This is a genomic window from Paraburkholderia sp. GAS42, assembly GCF_050436565.1.
Lineage (GTDB): Bacteria > Pseudomonadota > Gammaproteobacteria > Burkholderiales > Burkholderiaceae > Paraburkholderia.
This window is the reverse complement of the sequence record NZ_JBNDML010000019.1, coordinates 162294-180923: the sequence shown is the minus strand read 5'-3', so window position 1 is coordinate 180923 and position 18630 is coordinate 162294. Positions and strand designations below refer to the sequence as shown.

General features: G+C 61.9%; 13 protein-coding genes. 5 read left to right on the top strand and 8 right to left on the bottom strand.

Annotated features, from left to right (window positions below):
* The 4 genes from P3T16_RS25935 to acnA all read left to right on the top strand — a co-directional run.
* The coding region (locus P3T16_RS25935) for a citrate/2-methylcitrate synthase (protein ID WP_429344447.1) at nt 1–702 on the top strand (702 nt) is incomplete at its 5' end.
* A 100-nt stretch (nt 703–802) separates the two neighbouring features.
* Nucleotides 803–1291 carry a hypothetical protein gene (locus tag P3T16_RS25930; RefSeq protein WP_429254080.1) on the top strand — a complete coding sequence of 163 codons (489 nt, stop codon included), beginning with the start codon at nt 803–805 and terminating at the stop codon, nt 1289–1291.
* Nucleotides 1292–1313: 22 nt separating this feature from the next.
* Complete coding sequence (locus P3T16_RS25925; RefSeq protein WP_429344446.1) at nt 1314–2765, top strand: bifunctional 2-methylcitrate dehydratase/aconitate hydratase; 1452 nt, start codon at nt 1314–1316, stop codon at nt 2763–2765.
* A gap of 49 nt (nt 2766–2814) precedes the next feature.
* Entirely contained in the window at nt 2815–5532 is a 2718-nt protein-coding gene (acnA, locus tag P3T16_RS25920) for an aconitate hydratase AcnA (RefSeq protein ID WP_429344445.1), read from the top strand.
* Nucleotides 5533–5660: 128 nt separating this feature from the next.
* Here the strand turns inward: acnA and P3T16_RS25915 are convergent, their stop codons facing one another.
* From P3T16_RS25915 to P3T16_RS25885, 7 genes are all read right to left on the bottom strand, one after another.
* Nucleotides 5661–6431 carry an Hpt domain-containing response regulator gene (locus tag P3T16_RS25915; protein ID WP_429344444.1) on the bottom strand — a complete coding sequence of 257 codons (771 nt, stop codon included), beginning with the start codon at nt 6429–6431 and terminating at the stop codon, nt 5661–5663.
* An 11-nt stretch (nt 6432–6442) separates the two neighbouring features.
* A complete protein-coding gene (locus tag P3T16_RS25910; protein WP_429344443.1) occupies nt 6443–7075 on the bottom strand; it encodes a response regulator in 633 nt (210 codons plus the stop codon).
* 113 nt (nt 7076–7188) lie between these two features.
* Complete coding sequence (locus tag P3T16_RS25905; RefSeq protein ID WP_429344442.1) at nt 7189–7956, bottom strand: OmpA family protein; 768 nt, start codon at nt 7954–7956, stop codon at nt 7189–7191.
* A gap of 233 nt (nt 7957–8189) precedes the next feature.
* The gene (locus tag P3T16_RS25900) at nt 8190–9026 is read right to left on the bottom strand and encodes an ABC transporter permease (RefSeq protein WP_429344441.1); all 837 of its coding nucleotides are present in this window, start codon (nt 9024–9026) and stop codon (nt 8190–8192) included.
* A 19-nt stretch (nt 9027–9045) separates the two neighbouring features.
* Complete coding sequence (locus tag P3T16_RS25895; protein WP_429344440.1) at nt 9046–10317, bottom strand: ABC transporter permease; 1272 nt, start codon at nt 10315–10317, stop codon at nt 9046–9048.
* Between the two features lie 323 nt (nt 10318–10640).
* Nucleotides 10641–11690, bottom strand: coding sequence for an ABC transporter substrate-binding protein (locus P3T16_RS25890; RefSeq protein ID WP_429254072.1), 1050 nt, complete (start codon nt 11688–11690; stop codon nt 10641–10643).
* A 75-nt stretch (nt 11691–11765) separates the two neighbouring features.
* Nucleotides 11766–12857 carry an ABC transporter ATP-binding protein gene (locus P3T16_RS25885; RefSeq protein WP_429254071.1) on the bottom strand — a complete coding sequence of 364 codons (1092 nt, stop codon included), beginning with the start codon at nt 12855–12857 and terminating at the stop codon, nt 11766–11768.
* Nucleotides 12858–12985: 128 nt separating this feature from the next.
* On the opposite strand from P3T16_RS25885, the gene P3T16_RS25880 reads away from it, so the two are divergent.
* On the top strand, nt 12986–14551 hold the full coding sequence (locus P3T16_RS25880) for a PLP-dependent aminotransferase family protein (RefSeq protein ID WP_429344439.1): 1566 nt from the start codon (nt 12986–12988) through the stop codon (nt 14549–14551).
* 37 nt (nt 14552–14588) lie between these two features.
* On the opposite strand, the gene P3T16_RS25875 is transcribed toward P3T16_RS25880, so the two are convergent.
* A complete protein-coding gene (locus P3T16_RS25875; RefSeq protein WP_429344438.1) occupies nt 14589–18380 on the bottom strand; it encodes a DUF748 domain-containing protein in 3792 nt (1263 codons plus the stop codon).
* Nucleotides 18381–18630: the final 250 nt, after the last annotated feature.

The window sequence follows — 18630 nt, the reverse complement described above, 5'->3', positions numbered from 1 at the left end:
GGCAAACGCATCGAGGTCGAAACCGACGACGATTCGATTGGCGGCCACTTCCTGCATCTGCTGCACGGCGTCGAGCCGTCGAAGTCGTGGGTCGACGCGATGCATATATCGCTGAACCTATATGCGGAGCACGAATTCAACGCATCGACGTTTACCGGCCGCGTGATCGCAGGCACAGGCTCGGACATCTACTCGGCGATCACCGGCGCCATCGGTGCGTTGCGCGGCCCAAAGCACGGCGGCGCCAACGAAGCCGCGTTCGAGATCCAGTCGCGTTACCACACGCCCGATGAAGCCGAAGCGGACATCCGCCGTCGCGTCGAGAACAAGGAAGTCGTGATCGGCTTCGGCCACCCGGTGTACACGATCTCCGATCCGCGCAACAAGGTCATCAAGGAAGTGGCGAAGAAGCTGTCGAAGGAAGCGGACAATCTGAAGCTCTTCAACATCGCCGAGCGGCTCGAAGCGGTGATGGCCGATGCGAAGAAGATGTTCCCGAATCTCGACTGGTTCAGCGCGGTGTCGTATCACATGATGGGCGTGCCGACGGCCATGTTCACACCGCTCTTCGTGATCTCGCGCACGTCCGGCTGGGCGGCGCACATCATCGAGCAGCGCATCGACAACAAGATCATCCGCCCGAGCGCAAACTACACTGGCCCCGAGAATTTACGATTCGTGTCGCTAAATAAGCGAAAATAGCGTCCGCTGTGCGCTCAAAAAGCGCGTGCAGTTCAACCCTGGCGGTTGCGCGGTTCGGCCGTCCACCGTTTAACTGATACTAGATAGAAAGGTTTCTCCCATGAAAAAGCTGCTCATCGCCACCGTTATTGGCGCACTGTCCTCGACGCTGCTGGTCGCCACGCCTGCCGCCTTCGCGCAGACCGCAACTGGCGCCGCCAAGCCGAAGGCACCGTCGCCGAAGCGTCTGATCAAGCGCAAGCCGAAGGCAGCCGCCGAAGCCAAGGTCGATCCGGTACCGGAAGGCTCGGAAAAGTGGTCGTGTAACGAAGGCCTGTCGTTCGACATGAAGGGCGACATGAAACGTGACCAGATCGTCGTCGTGCACTGGGGTTCGAAGAACTACAACCTGCCGCGCGAAGCCACGACGACGGGCGCTGACCGCTTCCACGACGCCGCCACGGGCATGGATCTGGTCGTGATCCCGACCAAGGCCATGCTGTTCTCGGACAAGGATAGTTCGCGTCTCGCCGACGAGTGCAAGACGACCGCCATGCAGCAAGGCGCGCCGGCGCCGACGCAGTCGAACGAACTGAACAAGTCTAACTGAGCGTCCTCACCAGGAAGCCTCGATGTCCGCACCGATCTCCAACGTCCGGCCTGAACCGGACAAAGTTCTCGTCGATATTGTCGACTATGTACTTGGATACAAGGTCGACAGCACGCTCGCGCTCGAAACGGCGCGCAACTGCCTGATCGACACGCTCGGCTGCGGACTCGAAGCGCTCACCTACCCGGCCTGTACGAAGCTGTTGGGACCGATCGTGCCGGGCACGATCGTCCCGAACGGCGCGAAGGTACCGGGTACGTCGTTCCAGCTCGATCCGGTTCAGGCCGCGTTCAATATCGGCGCGATGATCCGCTGGCTGGACTTCAACGACACGTGGCTCGCTGCTGAATGGGGTCATCCGTCGGATAACCTCGGCGGCATTCTCGCCACCGCTGACTGGCTGTCACGCAACGCCATCGCCACCGGCAAAAAGCCGCTGACGATGAAAGACGTCCTGATCGGCATGATCAAGGCGCACGAAATTCAGGGCTGCATCGCGCTTGAGAACTCGTTCAACAAGGTTGGTCTCGATCACGTGCTGCTGGTAAAGCTGGCTTCGACGGCGGTAGTCGGCCAGTTGATCGGTCTGACGCGCGATGAGCTGATCAACGCGGTTTCGCTGGCGTTTGTCGATGGACACGCGCTGCGCACGTATCGCCACGCGCCGAACACGGGTTCGCGCAAGTCGTGGGCCGCAGGCGATGCGACCTCACGCGCCGTGCGTCTCGCGCTGATCGCGAAGACGGGCGAAATGGGCTATCCGTCCGTTTTGACCGCTGGAACGTGGGGCTTTTACGACGTGCTCTTCGAGGGCAATGCGTTTAAATTCCAGCGCCCATACGGTTCGTACGTGATGGAAAATGTGCTGTTCAAGATTTCGTTCCCGGCTGAGTTTCACTCGCAAACTGCGGTGGAAGCGGCGATGACCTTGCATGAACAACTTCATGCAAAGGGCAAGAAAGTCGAAGACATCAGGAAGATCACAATCCGTACGCACGAAGCCGCGATCCGCATCATCGATAAAAAGGGTCCGCTGAACAATCCGGCCGACCGCGATCACTGCATCCAGTACATGATCGCCGTGCCGCTGATTCACGGCCGTCTCACGGCTGCGGATTACGAAGATTCGATCGCGCAGGACCCGCGCATCGACCTCTTGCGCGACAAGATGGAATGCGTCGAAGATACTCAGTTTACGAAGGATTATCACGACCCGGAGAAGCGTTCGATCGCGAACGCCCTCACGGTCGAATTCGATGATGGATCGAAGTTCGACGAAGTTGTCGTCGAATACCCGATTGGCCACAAGCGGCGCCGTGAAGACGGCATTCCGCTGCTGGTCGAGAAGTTCAGAACCAACCTCGCCCGACGTTTTCCGGCGAAGCAGCAACAGGCGATTCTCGACGTGTCGCTGGATCAGGCAAGGCTCGAAGCCATGCCGGTCAATGAATATGTCGATCTGTATGTGATCTAGTTAGTAGAAACGTAGCAACGTCATTTCCTCGAAAACCCCAGGAAAAATTATGGCCCACAATCTCCACAAAACGCTCAAGGAATTCGACAGCGGTTCCGGCAAAGCCAAGTTCTATTCGCTGCCGCAACTTGGTAAGGCACTCAACGTCAAGATCGACCGTCTGCCGGTTTCGATCCGCATCGTGCTGGAATCCGTACTGCGTAACTACGACGGCAAGAAGATCTCCGAAGAACACATCGAGCAGCTGATCAACTGGAAGCCGAACGCCGCACGCGTCGACGAAATCCCGTTCGTCGTGTCGCGCGTCGTGCTGCAGGACTTTACCGGCGTGCCGCTCCTCGCCGACATCGCTGCCATGCGCGGCGTGGCAAAGCGCGTGGGCAAGGACCCGAAGTCGATCGAGCCGCTGGTCCCGGTCGATCTGGTTGTCGACCACTCGGTACAGATCGATCACTTCCGCGAAAAGAACGCGCTCGACCTGAACATGAAACTGGAATTCCAGCGCAACAACGAGCGCTATCAGTTCATGAAGTGGGGCATGCAGGCATTCGACACATTCAAGGTCGTGCCGCCGGGCGTCGGTATCGTTCACCAGGTGAACCTGGAATACCTCGCACGCGGCGTGCACAAGAAGGCTGACGGCGGCGACACCGTGTACTACCCGGATTCGCTCGTCGGCACCGACAGCCACACGACGATGATCAACGGCATCGGCGTGGTCGGCTGGGGCGTGGGCGGTATCGAAGCGGAAGCCGGCATGCTCGGCCAGCCGGTGTACTTCCTGACGCCGGACGTCGTCGGCGTCGAACTGAAGGGCAAGCTGCGCGAAGGCGTGACGGCCACCGATCTGGTGCTGACCGTCACCGAACTGCTGCGTAAGGAAAAGGTGGTCGGCAAGTTCGTCGAATTCTTCGGCGAAGGCACGAAGTCGCTGTCGCTGCCGGACCGCGCGACGATCGGCAACATGGCGCCGGAATACGGCGCGACGATGGGCTTCTTCCCGGTCGACGAAAAGACGATCGACTACTTCAAGGGCACGGGCCGCACCGACGCCGAAATCTCCGCTTTCGAGAACTACTTCAAGGCGCAGAACCTGTTCGGTATTCCGAAGGCTGGCCAGATCGACTACACGAAGGTCGTCACACTCGACCTCGGCACGGTTGCACCGTCGCTGGCAGGTCCGAAGCGTCCGCAAGACCGTATCGAAATCGGCAACGTGAAGTCGAACTTCACGGAACTGTTCTCGAAGCCGGTCGGCGAAAACGGCTTTGCGAAGAAGTCCGCTGACCTCGACGCGCAATACACCACGTCGAACGGCGTGAACGTGAAGAACGGCGACATCCTGATCGCCGCAATCACGTCGTGCACGAACACGTCGAACCCGAGCGTGCTGCTGGCTGCGGGTCTGCTGGCGAAGAAGGCGGTCGAAGCCGGCCTGACGGTGGCACCGCACATCAAGACATCGCTCGCACCGGGATCGCGTATCGTCACCGAATACCTGACGAAGACGGGCCTCCTGCCGTACCTCGACAAACTCGGCTTCACGCTCGCCGCTTACGGCTGCACGACCTGTATCGGCAACGCGGGCGACCTCACGCCGGAACTGAACGAAGCGATCACGAAGAACGACATCGTCGCGGCAGCCGTGCTGTCGGGCAACCGTAACTTCGAAGCGCGTATTCACCCGAACATCCGCGCGAACTTCCTGGCATCGCCGCCGCTGGTCGTGGCTTACGCAATCGCGGGCAACATCACACGCGATCTGATGACGGAACCGGTTGGCAAGGGCAAGGGCGGCAAGGACATCTTCCTCGGCGACATCTGGCCGACGAGCGACGAAGTCAACGCACTGCTCAAGTTCGCACTGGACGCCGACGCATTCCGCACGAACTACGCCCACCTGACGAAGAAGGGCGACCTGTGGAGCAAGATCGAAGGCGAAGAAGGTCAGGTCTACGACTGGCCGAAGTCGACGTACATCGCTGAGCCGCCGTTCTTCGGCAAGGACTTCTCGATGACGCCGGCGGCGAGCATCGCTGCGGTCAAGGGCGCGCGCGCACTAGGCATCTTCGGTGACTCGGTCACGACCGACCACATCAGCCCGGCAGGCTCGATCAAGGAAGACTCGCCGGCAGGCAAGTGGCTGAAGGCAAACGACGTGCAGAAGGCCGACTTCAACAGCTACGGCTCGCGCCGCGGCAACCACGACGTGATGATGCGCGGCACGTTCGCGAACGTCCGGATCAAGAACCTGATGATCCCGCCGAAGGCAGACGGCACGCGCGTCGAAGGCGGCCTGACGATTCACCAGCCGGACGGCGAACAGATGTTCATCTACGACGCCGCGATGAAGTACATCGACGCAGGTACGCCGACCGTCGTCTTCGCAGGCGAAGAGTACGGCACGGGCTCGTCGCGTGACTGGGCAGCGAAGGGTACGCAACTGCTGGGCGTGAAGGTTGTGGTCGCTCGCAGCTTCGAGCGGATCCACCGTTCGAACCTGGTCGGCATGGGCGTGCTGCCGCTGCAGTTCAAGGGCTCGGACAGCGTCCAGTCGCTCGGCATCACCGGCGAAGAAACGTACGACATCGAAGGCCTCGGCGCGGACTTCAAGCCGCAGCAGGAAGTGACGCTCGTGATCCATCGCAAGGACGGCAAGGAGCAACGCGTGCAGGTGCTGCTGCGTATCGACACGCCGATCGAAGTCGACTACTACAAGCACGGCGGCATTCTGCCGTTCGTTCTGCGCTCGCTGCTCGCAGCGTAAGTATCAAGCTGTTTTTGCAGGTGTCGCGGCTCTTCGGGGCCGCGGCAATTTACGAAGCCCGACCTGGTCGGGCTTTTTTTTCGGCTTTTTGGGGGCTTCTTCCGGCGGCCTGGCGGCGAACGGGAAAATCAGTGCGCGTCGCGCCAGGCGTCGACCTGCTCTTCCATCGTTTTGATGCGGGAAACGATCCCGTCCAGCGCCTGCATCATGAACGCAGGCGAAGCGGCGCCCACGTGTTCGAGAACGGCCATCAGCTCGCGCACCTTGAAAACGCTCGCTGCGTTGCTGATCCGGTGCAACAGTCGGCGCACCGCTTCGGGATCGTCCTGCCTTCGGGCGGCTTCGAGATGCGTCAGATCCTCGTCCAGCACGCGCCGCCAGTCGCGCACCAGCGCCCGCACGTCGACGCCGCGGCTGGCCAGCGCGTCAAGTTCGCTGAAGTCGAATGCGAGGGCCGTATCGTCGTCGTTCACGGGACTTGCGAGCGGCGCGGATGGCGTACCCGCAAAACGCGGCAGCAGTTGCCACAGGCACGTGTACAACGCATCGAACTGGCTCGCCTTGATGAGAACGGCGTCGAACGGCAAACCAGAGGCCGCGTCGGCGTAGCGCATATCCTCGCGTCCCGTCAGCAGCACGAGCGGCATCGACGAAACTTCCCGTACGTATTCCGCCAGCTGGACGCCGTTCATGCCGGGCAGGTGCAGGTCGGTCATGAGCAGATCGAACGACTGACGCTGCAGCACTTCGAGCGCTTCCTCGCCGGACGAAACGGCCACGCACGACACGCCCCATCCTTCGAGCTGCACCTCGATCGCGAGGCGATTGAACGCGTGGTCCTCGACCACCAGCACGCGGCCCGACAGCGTTCCGGACGACGTCACAGGACTCACAGCCATACCTCGCCCGCTCAGTCGATCAGCTTGTGGAGCGAGGCGAACTCGATCAGTCCCGCCAGCGACGACAGCCCCAGCTTCTCCTGGAGACGCGTCTTGTAGGTACTGATGGTCTTGTCGCTGATGAACAGCGCTTCGCCGATCGTCTTGTTCGACATCCCTCTGGCGAGCATCCGCAGAATCGCAATTTCCTTGTCGGATAAGAGCGCGAGCCGCTCTTCGTCGGTCATGACCGCGTTGCCAGTACGTGTGCCTGCCTGGCGCACGACCGGGAAAACCGTGTAGCCCGCAAGCAGCGATTCGATATTTCGGACAATCTCCTTCAGATCCTGCGATTTGCTGACGAAGCCACGTGCGCCAGCGCGCATCGCGCGCGGCGCGAACGTCGCCGAATCCTGGCCGGACAGCACGAGCACACGAATCCCGGGACGAATGAGTTGCAGGCGGGGAACGACATCAAGGCCGCTGATGCGCGGGATGTCGAGATCGAGCACGACGAGATCGGGGGCGTGTCGCCGGACCATGTCTATGGCGTCCTGTCCGTTATCGGCCTCGATCACCTCGGTAACGCCGAGCAGTTGCAGAACATGCGCCTTGATCACAAACCGGAACGCGGGGTGATCGTCGACGATCAGGATAGTAGCCAACCAGTATTCCCTCGATGAACGCCGCGCATTTCAACTGTCGATGCGGTGGACGCGACGCGTGGAACATGTCTGCGGCAACAAGTCGCGAGATGGTACAGCAGCCGTTTCATCCATCATCCTGGAAAGCCAGGCGCGCGAGGCGTGTTTGAGAGAGGCGTCGCGTCCTTACCGCGTGCCGGAGAGGAGGCGGCGGAAGCGTCCGATACACGCGGGCGCGCCACCGATGCCGACGCTCCAGTTCGCGTCTTCGCGCATTCGAGCGTCGTTTCCGCCGACGTTCGCAACAGGTTCTGCGCAGTCTTCACGCGCGCCTCGGCTGCGTCAAAACTGCGCCGCCACGCGTCGTGTCCGGCGTGCATCAACTCCACCTCGGCGCAGGCGAGCGGCGCCTGCGCCGCCTGACAGGCAGCGAACGCTGGATCGCGCCGGACCACCTCGACGATGCCCCACAGGTCGGGGCGCACCGTCACGAGCGTCCGCATCGGCGGCCGTGCGGCCGACATTGCGGCGCCCCGCTCAAGGCTCGTGGTCAGCACTGCGGCCGCGCCGATCGTTTCCTCGACAAAGCCCCATTGATCGCGCGCGTCGAACTCCTGCCGTCCCGCGGCGATCCAGCAATGCGCCTTTGCGTGGAAGTAGCCGTCTCCGGTGATTCCATCGAGCCTTTGCTGCAGGCTGGCCAGCGCGGAGCCACGGTTAGTGAGGGGCCCAAACGTGTCCAGCCATTCGCGGTCAGGCGCGCCTGCCGCGGCATCCTGCGCGGCGCCGAAGCCGGTTTGCAGCACGGCCGGATCCTGAATGCCTAGGCGCGCCCGCGCGGCCTGATCGGCGCACGCCGACAGCAGCAATGCGCACGTGAGCACCGTAAACTGGAGTTTCATTGCTTCCCGCGACGAGGCGACGTGTGTGAAGTAGAACCTGAGGAGGATAGGTTCGACGCCCTGCGCGCGGATGCGGAAATTTCCGACCGCATCGTCCGATCATTCCGGATTCGACGTCCGGCGATTTCAGATCACGGCTTCAGATCGCGAGTCGGGCGACTCGCCTTGAGAATGCTTGAGAAAGCGGCGCACGAAGGAACTGTGCGCCGCGCGACATCGATGTCGCAGCAGTGCTAGGCCACCGCCCGCGCCGCATTCCTGCCGCGCAGCCATTCGAGCACGAGCAGCAGACACGTCGAGAAAATGATGAGGATCGTCGCGAGCGCTGCGATTGTCGGGCTGATGTTTTCGCGGATGCCGGTGAACATCTGGCGCGGCAGGGTCGTCTGATCGGCGCCGGCCAGAAACAGCGTGACAACCACTTCATCGAACGAAGTCGCAAACGCAAACAGCGCACCCGAAATCACACCCGGCGCGATCACAGGCAACGTGATGCGGAAAAACGTCTTCACCGGATTCGCGCCCAGCGACAGGCTCGCACGCACCAGGTTGTAGTTGAAGCCCTGCAACGTCGCGACCACCGTCGTCACGACGAACGGCACGCCGAGCGATGCGTGCGCCATGATCAGCCCGATATACGTGTTCGCGAGACCCAGCGGCGCGAAGAACAGATACATGCCGACGCCGACCACCACGACCGGCACGATCATCGGCGAAATCAGGATTGCCATCAGCAACGCCTTGCCGCGAAAGTTCGCCTTCGTCAGACCGATCGCGGCGACGGTGCCGAGAACCGTCGCCAGGATCGTTGCAGAAGGTGCGACGATAAAGCTGTTCTTCGCGGCCATGCGCCATTCGTCGGACGCGATCAGGTTTTGATACCAGCGCAGCGACCAGCCGGGAATCGGATAGACGAGGAACGTGCTCGACGAAAACGACAGCGGCACGATGGCGAGCACGGGCAGGATCAGATACAGCAACGTCAGCACGGCGAGGCCGCGCAGCGTGAAATACCACACGCGTTCGACGAACGACGTATGCGGTGCGAACAGGGGCTTGGCGAGTTTCATCAGGAGTCTCCGCGAACGCTCAACCGAGGCTCAACGAGGAACGCGTAAAGCGTCCGTAGATCACGTACAGCACAAGCGTCGCGGCGAGCAGCAGGGTGCCGAGCGCGCACGCCATGCCCCAGTTGATCGTCGTGTTCGTGAAGTATGCGACGTAATAGCTGACCATCTGGTCGTTCGGTCCGCCGAGCAGCGCGGGCGTGATGTAGTAACCGATCGCAAGAATAAACGTGAGCAGTGCGCCCGCGCCGACGCCTGGATATGTCTGCGGCACATACACGCGCCAGAACGCCGCGAACGGATGACTACCGAGCGAAATCGCCGCGCGCTGATATGTCGGCGGAATCGACTTCATCACGCTGTAGAGCGGCAGGATCATGAACGGCAGCAGGATGTGCGTCATCGAAATGTAGACGCCCGCGCGGTTGAACAGCAGCGCGAGCGGCGCCTGAATCAGTCCGGTGCCCATGAGCGCCTTGTTCACCAGCCCTTCGCTTTGCAGGATCACGATCCACGCGGCAACGCGCACAAGGATCGACGTCCAGAACGGAATCAGCACGAGAATCATCACAAGATTCGCGCGGCGTTCAGAGAGCGTCGAAATCCAGTACGCAAGCGGATAGCCGAGCAGCAACGCGAAAATCGTGACGGCCGCGCCGATCACAAAAGTGCGGCTGAACACGGCGAGATAGATCTGCTGCTCAGGATTGGTCTGCACGATATGGCCGAACGCATCCTGTTTGTGATCGAGCGAAGCCAGCACGTAGAACGGCGAATACAGGCCGCCGTTTTTGGCAATCGCCTGCCAGTACGCCACATCGTTCCAGCGTTCGTCGATTTCGACGAATTTTGCATGGACCTGCGCGGGCGCGAGTGCGTGCCCGGCGTCGTCGCTGAGCGGCATTGCTCGCGCGGTCTTCGCGACCATCGAACGGTAGCCGGGAATTTCAGTATTCAGGCGCCGGGCGAGTGCGCCCATCGATTCGCCGTCCGAGACTGCGGTCAGATCGGTGGCGAGCGCGGCGTACGCAGCATCCGATGGCGGCGACTTGCGGTCCCAGTCACGCAATGCCGCGACCGTGTGCGGCAATGCGGTTGCGATTTCCGGGTTCTGTACCGCGCGCGTCAGCAGTGCGCCAATCGGCACGACGAAAATCAGCAGCAGAAAAATGGCCAGCGGTGCGATCAGCAACAACGCCATCGCGCGCTTCTTCGCTCCCGCGGCTTTCAGCTCGCGCTTCAGTTTGTTCGACGATTCGGGCGTGGAATCGACGGCAATCGTCACGGTGGTCACACCTGTCTCCTGTCGACCAGAGTTGACGCTTTAGCGTCTTACTCGGGTCCCATGCAAGTTGCTTGCGGTCGACCAGAGTTGATGCAGAGCACTTACTCTGGTCCCATGCAAGTTGCTTGCGGTCGACCAGAGTTGATGCAGAGCGCTTACTCTGGTCCCATGCAAGTTGTTTGCTGCTTTGCATGCGTTGCATCGAACCGCGCGTCATTCAACTTCGTACATCATCATGAACGCGCGATCCTGCTTCGATGCGGCGCCGCTTCGTGCAGCGAAGCGGCGCCATCCTGGGTTGCTACGACTTTGCTACATGGTTTGCTACGTATTTACTTCGAAGCCCACGAAGCGAAACGCTGCTCCAGTTCGTCACCGTGGTCGGTCCAGAACGCCGGGTTCTGCAGCACTGCGTTCTTGCCGTTAGCCGGCGAGTTCGGCAGGTTCGAAAGCGTCTTCGCGTCGAGCGCCTTGATCGCCGCCTCGTTCACCGGGCCGTACGCGATGTGCTTCGCGTATTCCTGCTGCGGCTTCGACGACACGGTATAAGCGATGTACTTTTCGGCCAGATCCCTGTTCGGCGAGCCCTTCGGAATCGCCCAGTAGTCGAGGTCATAGATGCTGCCGTTCCACACGACCTTCAGGTTCTTGCCTTCCTTCTGCGCGGCATCGATACGGCCGTTGTAGGCCGTTGTCATCACCACGTCGCCTGCGACGAGGAACTGCGGCGGCTGTGCGCCCGCTTCCCACCACTGGATATTCGGCTTCAGCTCATCGAGCTTCTTGAACGCGCGGTCCTGACCTTCCTTCGTGCCGAGCACCTTGTACACATCTTTCGGCGCGACGCCGTCAGCCATCAGCGCGAATTCGAGGTTGTAGCGTGCGCCCTTGCGCATGCCGCGCTTGCCCGGGATTTTCTGCACGTTCCAGAAGTCAGCCCAGCTTGCCGGGCCCGTCTTCAGCTTGTCGGCGTTGTAGGCCATCGCCGTCGACCACACAAAGAAGCCGACACCGCACGTTTGCGGCGATTCCGGCACCAGGTCCGACTTCTTCGCGATCTTCGACCAGTCGAGCTTTTCGTACATGCCTTCATCGCAGGCGCGGCCGAGATCGCCCGATTCCACTTCGACGACGTCCCAGTTCACGTGCTTCGCTTCAACCATCGCCTTCACTTTGGCCTGCTCGCCGTTGTACTCGACGGCGGTGACCTTCGTGCCGGTCGATGCTTCGAACGGCTGGTTGAACGCAGCTTTCTGTGCGTCGCCGTTCGCTCCGCCGAAGTTGACGACCGTCAGCTCCGCAGCCATAACCTGTGCCGAACCGAGCGCCAGTGCGAACGCACCGACGGCGACAGCGCAGCGTGTTTTCCCGAACTTCAACATGATGTGTCCTCTCTCTTCTGGTGGTCTGTCAGGGTTGTTGTCGTACTCGTTTCTTACGTTGCAACGGGATGCAGATCAGGCGAACACGCGCAGATGCTCGGGCGCGAATTCAAGTGCGACCGGTGCGCCGGGCGCAAAGGTATCGAGCATTTCAGTGCCGAGCGGCACCTTCACGAAACACTCGTCCTGCTGAGGCAACCCGCACCGCATGCGTACGTGGTCGCCAAAATAGATGAGGCCGCGCGCTTCGCCCGCGAGCGCGTTGGAGCCATTGCGACCCGCGCCGCCTGCCAGCTTCATGCGTTCGGGCCGGATGCATGCAACCGCCGGCGTGCCTGCCTGCGCGCCGCCGATGTTGCGGCCTTTCAGACGCGTGCCGTCTGCAAGATGGAAATCGCAGAACTCGCCGTCAACATTCGCAATCGTGCCGCGCAGCTTGTTCGAATCGCCGATGAAGTTCGCGACGAACTCATTGCACGGCGATTCATACAGACGGTCAACGGTATCGAGCTGCTGCACGATGCCCTTGTCGAATACGGCGACACGGTCCGACATCGTCAGCGCTTCGCCCTGATCGTGCGTCACGTAGACAAAGGTCACGCCAAGCTTCTCGTGCAGCGACTTGAGTTCGTACTGCATGTGTTCGCGCAGCTGCTTGTCGAGCGCGCCGAGCGGCTCGTCCATCAGCACGAGCTTCGGTTCGAACACGAGCGCGCGGGCGAGTGCGATCCGTTGCTGCTGGCCGCCCGACAGTTGCGCCGGATACCGCTTCGCGAAGCTCTCCATGCGGACCATCTTCAGCGCGTTGTCGACCTTGTGAGCGCGTTCTTCGGCGGAGAGCCTGCGCACCGTCAGCGGATACGCGACGTTCTGTTCGACCGTCAGATGCGGGAACAGCGCGTAGTTCTGAAACACCATGCCGATGTTGCGCTTGTGCGGCGGCACAGTGTTGAGCAGCGTGCCGTCCAGCCAGATCTCGCCGCCCGTCGGAAACTCGAAACCGGCGAGCATCATCAGACAGGTCGTTTTGCCGGAGCCAGAAGGCCCGAGCAACGTCAGGAATTCGCCCTGGTAAATGTCGAGGTCGAGCTGTTTGACGACGAGGGTTTCACCATCGTACGTCTTGCGAACGCCGCGAAAGCTGACGATCACTTCTTCGGATTTCATCGTCTACGTCTCCTTCTCCATCCACGCTGGTTCCCCCGAAAAGGGGCCATCGCATTAATCGCGTGATCCACTATAGCCCGTTCCGGTTCTACAATATGGAACCATTTCATTATTCCGGATAGAACCACTTGGACACCGTCATTTTGTCGGACTGGCTTGCCGCGCGGCTCGACCGGACGGCCACCGAACCGGTCTACCGGCAGGTCCTGCGGCTGATGCAGCAGGCCATCCTGACCGGCCAGTTTCCGCCCGGCGCCAAGCTGCCGAGTTCGCGCACGCTCGCCGGCGACCTTGGCATCGCGCGCAACACGGTGCTGCACGTGTACGACCAGCTGACCGCCGAAGGCTACGTGATCTCGACGACCGGAAGCGGCACCTATGTCGCCGACACGCGGCCCGATAGCGCGGCCGTCAGCGCGCGGCGCATTCCGCCTTCGGTGGTGGCCCCGGCCGGCGCGAACAGCCCGGCAACGGCCGCCGGCGAAGCCATACTGCCGCCGCAGGCGCCACGCGAGCGACGCGGCCTGTCGTCGCGCGGCAGCCGGCTGATCGACAAGGCGGGCGTATCGCTGAAGCAATGGGGCGCGTTTATGCCCGGCGTACCGGACGTCGCCGAATTTCCGGCGCGGACATGGAGCCGTCTGCAGGCGCGGCTGTGGAAGGAAGCAAATCCCGATCTGCTGACGTATGCACCGGGCGGCGGCTACCGGCCGCTGCGTCGTGCGCTGTCGGACTATCTGCGGGTCGCGCGTTCGGTGAACTGCACGCCCGATCAGATCATCATCACTACGGGTATTCACCAATCGATCGATCTCGCGGTCCGGCTGCTGACCGACGTCGGCGACCGCGCGTGGGTTGAAGAGCCCTGTTACTGGGGCGCACGCAGCGTGCTGCAATCGTCAGGGTTGACACTGGTGCCGGTGCCCATCGACGAGGAAGGTCTGAATCCACGCGAACAGGATCTGCAGAATCCGCCACGTCTTGCGCTAGTCACGCCGTCGCATCAGTACCCGCTTGGGATGGTGATGAGCCTCGCGCGTCGCCGCACGCTGCTCGAATTCGCGCGGCAACACGGCGTGTGGATCATCGAAGACGACTACGACAGCGAATTCCGCTACGGCAGCCGGCCGCTCGCTTCGCTTCAGGGTCTGGACGAATCGGGTCAGGTGATCTACGTCGGCAGTCTCGGGAAAATGCTGTTTCCGGGGCTGCGGATCGGCTACATGATCGCGCCGGAGCACCTGGTCGACACGTTCCGCACGGGCGTCGCGGAGCTGTATCGCGAAGGCCAGCTGATGCAGCAGGCGGTGCTGACCGAATTCATCATGGACGGCTATCTGACATCGCACGTGCGGCGCATGCGCGCGCTGTACGGCGAGCGGCGGCAGATCCTGATCGACGCGATCACCGCGCATTTCGGCGGCACGCTGCCCGTCATGGGCGATGAGGCCGGCCTGCATCTGGTGCTCGGTCTGCCCGATCATGCGAACGACCGTGAGGTTGTCGCGGCCGCCTACGACGCCGGCGTGATCGTGCGTCCGCTCACCGCGTACTACAGCGGCGAGGGCCCGGTGCGACGCGGTCTGCTGCTCGGCTACGCGTGCGTGCCGAACGAAAAGATCGGCCCGGCGTTCGCGACGCTCGCGCGCATCATCGAACAGACAGCGTTGCGCAAGCCGACGCGCGCCGCGTGATCTCACGGCGCGCCTGAAAGCGTCGGGGAAACAACGCTTATTTCAGGCCAAAATCGACCCGCGACGTCGCGCCCTTGTCCTTGATGCCTTCGGCGTTGAGCTTAGGCGCGACGATAAAGACCCGGCTGCTGTCGACCTTGCCGTCGAAGTACTGCTGCACTGCCTGAGCCCGCCGCTGTGCAAGCTCGCGCAGGCTCGCTTCGTTGATCGGCGCGTGTTCGGCGATCGCGCTCTTCATGTCATCGTTCGGCATCGATTTCGTCAGACCGACGAAGTTGCGCGGCTTCTTAAAGTCGGCATCCTTATACGCCTTTGTCAGATACTTGTCGTAGTCTTTCTGGTCGACGGTAATCGTCAGCGGATCGACGCTCTCGCCGTTGCCAACCGTGTCCTTGATCTTCTGCTGCTTCACCAGACGGTCGACGTACAACGTGCGCAGCGCGGGTTCATCGGTAGCCGGATCGACGCGGCCGATCAGGTCGATGCGGATCGACGGCTTGTCTTCGAGCGCTTTCGCGATCGTGTCGAGCTTCGCGGTCGATGCGTCCGTGAGTTTCGCCGAGCCCGGATCGAACTCGACGTAACCCAGTTCTTCGCTACCTCCACCAAATGCATTCGCAAGCAGCGAGAACGGCGCGGTCACGGCTTTTTCGACGAGGTTCACGATCGCGCTCCAGATCAGGCTGCCGATACTGAACTCCGGATTCGCCAGCGAGCCGGATACCGGAATGTTCACGTCGATCTCACCCCGCCGGTTTTTCAGCAGCGAGATCGCGAGACGCACCGGCAGCTTCGTCGCGGTGTCATTGTCAACGTGATCGCCGAACGTAAGCTGATCGATGAACAGATGGTTGTTCGCGGTCAGCTGGTCGTTGTCGAGCTTGTAGTGCAGATCGACGTTGAGCTTACCCTTCGTGATCGGGTAACCCGCGTACTTCGCTGAATACGGCGTGAGGTTCGTGAGTTCGACATCGTGCGCGCTCGCGGTCAGATCGAGCGCCGGTTTCGGGATCAACGGATTGACCGTGCCGCGAATCGACAGCGGACCGTTCGCCGCCAGTTTTGCGGCGACGTCGACGGGCGCGGGCGTCGTCGACTGCGTGCCGAACGCGCCGATCGTCCCCTGAATCGCAACGAGGTTCGCCGTGAAATTCGGCTTGATGAAGTTGTCGGTGTACGTCACGCGGCCGTTTTGCAGCACGAGCTGGCCGAAGTGCATTTTCACCGGACTCGTCGGTGCGGTCGCGGCAGTGACCGTTGCGGACGTCGAAGCGGGCGCGGGCGCCGATGCGAGCGTCGAATCCGACGCGGCTTGCGGCGTCAGCGGAATCGGCTCCTTGCCGCTCTTGTCGCGTGTGAGGGATCTGGCCGCGCCGGATTGCTGGGCGACGACATCCTTCAGGTTCAGCTTGCCTTGTGCATCGAGCAGCACGCGGCCGTAGAAGTTCGAGAACGTGACTTTGCCGGCATCGACGTCGGTGCCCCGCGCGTCGTAGTTCGCCTTGAGGTTCGTGAGCGCGAGCGAGCGCCAGCCGGCGAACGGGTCCGACGTGACCTTGTCGAGCATGCGTACGTCGACGAGCGCGACGTCGCCCTTGTAAGAAGCGCTCAACGCGTTATCTGCCTTGCCCGACTGGCTCAGGGCAAGATCGCCGGTCGCGTTCAGCAGCGCGCTCGCAATCGTCGCATTGAGCTTGTTGCCGAAATACGGCTCGAACGCCGCGGCATCGAGGCGGTTCGCGTTCACCTTCAGCGCGAGCTTGAGCGGCGTTGCCGTGACGTCGCCGGTCACGCCGAGCGTGCCGTTACGGTTGAACGTTGCCTGCAGATCGATGGGCAGCGGTTTGGAGAGGTCGTCGCTGATCTGCCGCACTTTCAGCTGCAACGGCGTCACGCTGACCTTGACCGGCTGCTCAGTCGAGTTATCGGTGAAGTTCGCGGTGGCGTCTTTCAGGTTCAGTTCGCCAATGCGGTAGTGCCATGCCGGCCCCTGCTCCTCCGCTTTCTGCACCTTGCGCACGGCCGTGTGCTCGCCAAGCGTCTCGTGACGACCGGCGAGCGACGCAAGGTCGATGCTGCCGTCCTTCTGGCGCTGCGCGGTCACCGTCAGTCCGGTCACGTCGACGCCCGTGATATCGGCCTTGCGTCCGGACACGTCGACCGACGCCACCTGGACACGACCCTGCGCAAGCGCGACGACCGGCTCTTTCGTGCCCTGCGTGGCCAGCTTCAGCGACTGCAGGTTCAATTCGGTTTCGCCGACCTGCAAGTCAGCCGGCAATTTTTCCCAGTTGGCGCGGACATTCACGGTCGCGCTGAGCGTGCCGTCGACGACCTGGGCGGCCGTCACGCCGTTGATGTACGGTTGCAGCAGCGGCAGGTGCGCGGACTTGAGGTCGATCTTCGAGTCTGCGGTTCTAGCGGCGAGACCGAACGCGCCAGCCGCGTTCAGCGAGCCGCCTTCGGTGAACGTCGTGCCGAACGTGTACTTCGCGGATGGCTTGCCAAGCGTCGAAAAATCATCGAGCGACACGCGGATGTCCTTGAACCCTAACGTGACTGGTGTGGGCACGCCTTGATCCAGGTACTGCACCACGCCGTCGTTCAGCGCGAAACGCTTGATGGACAGATCCAGCGGCGGTACGGCCTTTTCTTCTGCGGGCGTGGGCGCCGCCGGCGCGGAAGCGGAACCTGAAGCCGCAGCGGGTGCGCTGGCGGCCCCTTTGGCCGTCGCCACCTTTTCCGCCGAATCCGAAGCCGGAGCCGGCGCGAACATCCGCTGCACGCTCAACACGCCTGACCTGTCGCGCGAAAGGTGCACGTTGGGCCCGTCGAGCCGGATATCGTCGAAGCGAAACACGCTCTTTAACGGCTCCAGCGATGCCGCCGCCACATGCAGTCCGCGCGCCGCAAAGAACGGCGCCTTGCTTTCATCGACCACGTCGATATCGGCGAGATCGGCCGTGCCGGTAATGCTCAGCGAGGGCGTATCGTTGGCAATCACGAAATGCACTTTCAGGTCGCTCGACAGCTTGCCCGCCTGCACGATCACCGGCAGCTTCGCCGGCACGTACGACAGGATGCGCGGCACGTCGAGCCCGTCGAAGCGCAGCGCGACTTCCGATTCACGCGACGTTGCAAACGGCTTGGTGCGGCCGTCGATCGCCAGCGGACTGCCGTCGACGCGCGCCCGCAGCATCGGTTCGACAAAAATGTCCGTTTTCGACGGCAATGTTGCGATAAACGGAATACCGATCGACCAGCGATCGACCAGATGCTGCACGCCGAGCAGCTGGTCGTCGAACTCGATCCGGCCGTTCTCGACGCGGATATTCGACACCGAGAAGGGCGTCGGTTTGTTGTCGGGCTTCGACGGCTGCTTCGCGAATTTATCGATCAGGTCGGTGAAATTGAACCGCTGCGCGTCGTATCGAACGATATGAAAACGGGGTGAATCGACCTTCACTTCATCGATGATCGGCGACGCGCGAAAGAGCGACGACCAGGAGGGCTGCAGGATCAGCCGCTCGATATCGATGAAATTGCCCGCGCCGCCGCGCTCGCCGATATGAACGCGGTCGGCTTCGAAATTCAGCGTATAGGGATTGAGCGCGATGCGTCCGATGGTGGCCGGACGGTCGAGCTGTTTGCTCAACTGCTGTTCGGCGATATGGCGGATCAGTGGTGGCGCAGCAAAAAAGCCTAGAAGGCCGAACAGCACCAGAAAGATCAGCAGGCCGATGATGACCCGCCGGGTACGGCGGCCGTTCGCGACGCCGCGCACGGCCTGCAGGGAAGATACGAGAGACGCTTTGTTGGGGCTTGCCATTCCAGGTCGCAGGTGATGCGGCGGCGGCCCACCGCGATGACGAAGGTCAGACTGCGAGAAGTATACGTCTTCGATCTGACACGCGAAACAAACCTGGCAAAACGTTCACGAACCGTTCACGAACCGTTCACGAACCGTTCACGAACCGTTCACGAACCGTTCACGAACCGTTCACGAACCGCTTGCAGCGTAATCAGGCCGCATGCGTGTTGCATGTCCGGGTGTCGAGACGCTGCGGACATGCGTGTGT